Source organism: Nostoc sp. CHAB 5715, from assembly GCF_020829685.1.
GTDB lineage: Bacteria > Cyanobacteriota > Cyanobacteriia > Cyanobacteriales > Nostocaceae > Nostoc.
On the sequence record NZ_JAIVFR010000443.1, the window covers coordinates 1 to 5,897 of the forward strand.

The 5,897-nt window shown below is 45.0% G+C and carries 3 protein-coding genes and 1 pseudogene; 2 read left to right on the top strand and 2 right to left on the bottom strand.

Annotated elements, in window-relative coordinates:
• Positions 1 to 127: 127 nt before the first annotated feature.
• Positions 128 to 1,903: pseudogene (locus tag LC574_RS22635) on the top strand (plasmid replication protein, CyRepA1 family); the annotation flags it as partial.
• 449 nt (positions 1,904 to 2,352) lie between these two features.
• Positions 2,353 to 2,874 carry a sigma 54 modulation/S30EA ribosomal C-terminal domain-containing protein gene (locus LC574_RS22640; RefSeq protein ID WP_229455768.1) on the top strand — a complete coding sequence of 174 codons (522 nt, stop codon included), beginning with the start codon at positions 2,353 to 2,355 and terminating at the stop codon, positions 2,872 to 2,874.
• A gap of 166 nt (positions 2,875 to 3,040) precedes the next feature.
• On the opposite strand, the gene glmS is transcribed toward LC574_RS22640, so the two are convergent.
• Both glmS and psaC read right to left on the bottom strand, forming a co-directional pair.
• On the bottom strand, positions 3,041 to 4,930 hold the full coding sequence (glmS, locus tag LC574_RS22645; protein WP_229455771.1) for a glutamine--fructose-6-phosphate transaminase (isomerizing): 1,890 nt from the start codon (positions 4,928 to 4,930) through the stop codon (positions 3,041 to 3,043).
• 524 nt (positions 4,931 to 5,454) lie between these two features.
• A complete protein-coding gene (psaC, locus tag LC574_RS22650; protein ID WP_012411495.1) occupies positions 5,455 to 5,700 on the bottom strand; it encodes a photosystem I iron-sulfur center protein PsaC in 246 nt (81 codons plus the stop codon).
• Positions 5,701 to 5,897: the final 197 nt, after the last annotated feature.

The following is a 5,897-nucleotide window of genomic DNA, read 5'->3' on the forward strand; positions in this document are numbered from 1 at the left end:
GTGTAGTCAAAAAAACTAGAGCCAAATTCCCTTCAAAGAAACCGATACATAAAGGGCAAGGAGCTAAATTAGAAACACTCACTTTTTCTCTACTCAACACTGCTTAGAGCTTAACCGAACCGTATTGGCACACGACCAAGGGAGACGGGTATTAATTATCACCCATCGTATTCAATTAGGTGAGGCATTGTGTAATCGGTTTGGTGTTAACTATGTTACCGAAGTCCGCACGAATGAAACAGGCACATTGTTGGGATACGGGGTGTGCGTGGATTCACTGCATCAGGAAAGTCAGGCGCGATTCAACCCCAACGACTGGGCGAATGATGTCATTATTATTGATGAATGTGACCAAGTATTCTGGCATTTGCTCAACTCTGGTACGGAAGTACAGAAGCGTAGGGTATCCGTTCTCAAGAACCTCAAGCAGTTAGTGCAGAATGTTCTAGGCAGCAGTCAGGGAAAGATTTACCTATCTTCTGCTGATGTGTCCGACACAGATGTAAAATACGTTCTTTCTTTGGCGGGAGAATATCGAGTCAATCCGTTCGTAATCGTCAACAATTATCGCCACGTAGCGGGAAACTGTTACAATTATCCTGGCAACAGCCCGAAGAATCTGATTGTCGCATTGGATAAGGCGATCGCCGCAGGGGGACATCATCTACTCTGCTGCTCTGGTCAAAAAGCCAAGTCCAAATGGGGAACCCAGGCAGTTGAAGAACGATTTCGCCGCAAATTCCCACACCTGCGAATCCTCAGAATTGACAGTGAATCTGTTGCAGACCCCTCACATCCAGCGTTCGGTTGTATCGCTCACCTGAACGAGATTCTCACCCAGTATGATTTGGTTATCGCATCTCCAAGTCTTGAAACTGGGGTTAGCATCGACATTCGAGGACATTTTGATGGTGTTTGGGGGATTTTTCAGGGTGTGCAGCCGGTTAACTCTGTGCGGCAGATGTTGGCACGGGTTAGGGAAACTGTTGACCGTCATATTTGGGTGAGAGAGTGGGGGATGTCGGTTGTAGGGAATGGCTCTACATCTATTGGGGGATTGCTCAGAAGTCAACACGTCGCAACACAAGCTAACATTGCGCTGTTGTCGGCGGCGGACAATGACGATTACAGCTTTGTTGATCAGAACTTTCAGCCCGAATCTTTGCAGACTTGGGGCAAACGTGGTTCCGTGATTAACGTTGAGATGCGGCGCTATCGAGAATCTGTGCTTGCGGGTTTGGTCGAAGATGGTTACACCATTATTGATGCCTTGGATGCTGACGATGATGAGAGCGGGGCAGTTATCGAGTCGGTTAAAGCCGCGTCTGTTGAATTGTATACTGCTGAATGTGAAGCGATCGCGGATTCTCCAACCATCTCTGATGCCGAACTCAAGAAGCTGCAAGACACAAGGGCGAAAACCAAAACCGAAAGACATCAGCAGCGCAAGGCTGAATTATCCCGTCGCTACGAAATTGACGTAACCCCTGAGCTTGTCGAGAAAGATGACGACGGCTGGTATCCTCAACTGCGGATGCACTATTATTTGACGCTGGGACGGGAATTTCTGACGAACCGTGATACTAAACGAGCAAAAGCGCAGTTAGAATTGGGGGAGAATTCGATTTGGAAACCGGATTTTAACAAGGGGCAGATGTTGCCATCGGTGCTGTTGTTAGAAGAACTGAATCTGTTGCAGTTGCTTACACCTGGGGAACGGTTACGCTCTTCTGACGAGGCAATGCAGGAATTTAAAGCACTGGCACTAAAGCATCGGCACGTTATCAAGAATTACTTGAATGTTAGTATCTCGGAAAAACTGACTCCGATAGCGATCGCACAGAAGTTACTTGGAATTATGGGCAGATTGGGTCCTGAATCTGATTGCGCTCAAACCCCATAAACGGCTCTATTTTCAGCGTGGTTTCTATGCCCTATCCCTTATGCAGCAACCTTTATAGGTACGTTGTCACCCTGTGAGGTGTTTCACTACCCTGGCTACCAAGAAACTGCTACGAGAGAATCGGAGTTTTGGGATTTGAGATCGCGCCCCTGAGTCGCACTTGACGCTCAAGCCGACCCTTTTCAAGAGGTATCTAGAACTTTTGATACCCACAAGAAGACTTTTCAAACATCCTTTCCTAATGTTTTTTTTACCACAGAATACATTCGTGACAGGTTAAGGCAAAATAAATTTTGTAAATAAATGATGCGATCGCTAAGTTAAAACTTGTGTTTTCTACCGCAATTTTCGCCAATATTTTAAGCATTAAGGAATAAGAATTTAAAAAGCTTTGACGTAGCCTGACAAAGAAATGGTATCAGATACTCATCTAATATAAAATTCCGCCTATGCGCCTGACTTCACTGGATGTTTTTCGCGGCATTACGATCGCTGCGATGATTCTCGTCAATATGGCGGGTGTCGCAGATGATGTATATCCTCCCTTAGCCCACGCCGATTGGCACGGTTGCACACCAACTGATTTGGTATTTCCCTTCTTTCTCTTCATTGTTGGTGTAGCGATGACTTTCTCGCTGTTAAAGTACACCGAAGGTAATAAACCAACCTCAACTATTTACAGGCGGGTATTGCGCCGCGCTGCCATTCTCTTTGCCTTGGGATTGCTGCTAAATGGCTTTTGGAATCAGGGTGTTTGGACTTTTGACTTAGAACAACTGCAACTCGTAGGGCACGACTTTTATATGTTCCGCAACTCTGAAACTGGAGAGATTAATGTAATTTACGAACGCAACCACGGCGGTTATGGTGTGATCCATCCCCGCAATGGTAACGGCCATACTAACGGTAAGAATGGTAAAGCAACCCAGACTAATATTGTCATGCCGGAAAAGTTGCACTCGAGTAAATAGGGAGTAGGGAGTAGGAGATGAGGGAGATGAGGGAGATATGCAAGAAATAACTCCTCACTCCTAACTCCTAACGGGACTTCAAAAAAATTGCTGGATGTGCTAAAATATGACCATCCAGCAACAATATCATGTAATTTCTAGTAAAGTTACTGTTTAGTAGTGTAAATTATTCTACGGTAACACTTTTAGCGAGATTTCTTGGCTGATCGACATCCAAACCACGACGGGCGGCAATATGATAAGCCAATAATTGCAAAGGAACTACTGTCAGAATCGGAGAAAGTAATTCTTCTACATGAGAGACGGGAAGAAGATCGTTAAAAATTTCCGCAGCTTCGCCATCGTTGACGGGAGTCACGCCAATTAACCGAGAATCTCTAGCTTTAGCTTCCTGGGCATTAGAAATAACTTTTTCGTAAACACTACCAGGTATTGCGATCGCAACTACTGGTACTTTCGCATCTAATAGAGCGATCGGGCCATGTTTCATCTCTCCAGCCGGATACCCTTCGGCATGAATATAGCTGATTTCTTTTAATTTCAACGCCCCTTCCAAAGCAATAGGAAAGTTAATTCCTCTTCCCACAAAAATGAAATCTTGAGTTTCGGCGAATTCGTGGGCTAGCTGTTCGGTTAAACGTTCCTGACTTTCCAAAGTTGCCTCAATTTCTTTAGGAATTTGCCGCAACCCATTAATAATTTTCTCTAAAATATCTTTTGAAACTGTCTGACGACGAGCTGCTAAATCCAATGCCAATGCATAAAACGCCATCAGTTGAGCAATAAAAGTTTTTGTTCCCGCTACGCTAATTTCAATTCCCGCTAGGGTACTGATGATGTGCGGTACCATACGACCGAGGTTGCTTTCTGGGCGATTAGTAATGCCTAAGAGTCGCGCTTGATATTTGGGTTCTTTCCCTTGGCGGCGTTCTTTTTCCATCGCCAAAGCTGCTAGGGTATCAGCAGTTTCACCTGATTGGGTAACGCCAATAATTAATGTATTAGCTGTTAGAGGTGATGGTGCATAGCGATACTCTGAGGCGTAATGAACTTGAGTTGAAATCCCTGCTAGTTGTTCGATTAAATATTTTCCGATTAATGCTGCGTGCCAACTCGTACCACAGGCGACGATCTGAATTTGTTCTAAATCGGTGTATAAATCCGCAGGTAAACCAAGATTGATTGGCGATTCGGTAGATTCGGCTGGATTAAAGTAAGCGTCTAAACTAGCTCTTACTACCCCTGGTTGCTCATGAATTTCTTTGAGCATGAAGTGTTTGAATCCCTGCTTTTCTACCATTGCAGGATTGAAGTTGAGCAGTCGGGGTTGTTTTTTCAACCTGTCGCCAGCAAAATTGTAAATCTCAACGCCCAAAGGTGTAAGGCGGGCAATTTCGCCATTTTCTAGAGGTAGCACTGCACGAGTGTAAGAAACGATCGCAGGCGTATCAGACGCACAGAAGAACTCCCCTTGCCCAAAACCAATTACCAAAGGCGCTTGCTGGCGAACAACAATCAATTCATCGGGGTAGTCAGCAGAAATAACTGCGATCGCAAATGCTCCGTGCAAGTGGTTAACTGCTTGGCGAATTGCCTCTAATAAGGGGGATGAGGCAGATGAGGGAGATGAGGGGGGAAGATTCTTTAAAAATTCGGCGATGAGATGGGGAATGACTTCGGTATCAGTTTCAGAAAGAAACTTGTGTCCTTTTCCTTTGAGTTCCTCGCGTAAGTCGCGGTAATTTTCGATAATGCCATTTTGTACCACCGCCACTCGCTTTGCCGTATCCATGTGGGGATGGGCATTGTACTCTTCTGGTTTACCATGAGTTGCCCAGCGAGTGTGACCAATACCAATTTGGGCAGGGGCTTCTATTTGTTCCAGTTTAGAACGCAGGTTATACAGTTTGCCCTTTGCCCGCACACAATTAACCTCACCTTCCCAAACAGTAGCGATTCCAGCAGAATCGTAACCCCTATACTCTAGTTTTTCCAGTCCAGCCAGTAAAATGTCTGTCGCCGCTTGAGTGCCTATATATCCAACGATTCCGCACATTGTTCACACCACTTCTTTTTCAAGATGATTAGATCCAGTATAGTTGGTAGCACAAAGTAGACATTTTGCAAATATAGCAATCCGATTTGATTTCTGAACTTCTTTGTGTAGGCAGGGAGTAGGGAGTAGAGACGCGATTAATCGCGTCTGTACTAGGGAATCAGCCTTTTCGAGTTGAGGGCGAGTTATTTCAAAAATCAAATAGGAGTCCTATAAAAAAGGGAGTAAATTACTCCCTCTGCCACTAGGTATTTTTAAAGATGCTTGCTATTAAGAAACTTTAAAAGTTTTGAACACTGAGTTCTGAGTTCTGAATTCCTTTAGCGTCGCGGGGCGTAGCCCGTGCTGAGTGAAGAATCAAGAAATTGTTTTTTTGATTTACTTCTTTTGCCTCAGGACTCAAGACTCAGAACTCAGAGAGAACTCTGAGCAAAGCAAAGGCTTGCGCTCAACCTTTCTGGAAGAACGGTTGGGGAGTAGACCCGCGTAGCGATCAGAAGTTCGGTGACTTAGCACTGAGCTTTTTAGTAAGCCAGACCCATACTGCGAGTTGTTTCAGCGCCCAGGTAAACCCGGATGCTCAAAAAGTCGGTGGGACAAGCAGTTTCGCAGCGCTTACAGCCCACACAGTCTTCTGTACGGGGTGAAGAGGCAATTTGAGCAGCTTTACAGCCATCCCAAGGAACCATCTCCAGTACATCAGTAGGGCAAGCGCGGACGCATTGGGTGCAACCAATGCAGGTGTCGTAGATTTTTACGGTATGAGACATTGAAAAAACCGCTCCTTTCGAGTGTTCTTCTCTGCGAAAGAATCATAATCAACGCATAGTTTACCGCAGTGGTTGATAGGCCGTAATCAAAAGGCTACATAACTTCAAACAATGTAATGAGCACCCTTGATAAGTGGTTTTTCCGAGATTGTCCCTATTGCTTTATTAATTAGCAACATGATCAAAGCGTATTTACC

Excerpts from the sequence above, each read along its gene's own strand:
- LC574_RS22640 (WP_229455768.1), top strand. The coding sequence starts at position 2,353 with ATGCGCCTGACTTCACTGGATGTTTTTCGCGGCATTACGATCGCTGCG.
- glmS (WP_229455771.1), bottom strand. The coding sequence starts at position 4,930 with ATGTGCGGAATCGTTGGATATATAGGCACTCAAGCGGCGACAGACATT.
- psaC (WP_012411495.1), bottom strand. The coding sequence starts at position 5,700 with ATGTCTCATACCGTAAAAATCTACGACACCTGCATTGGTTGCACCCAA.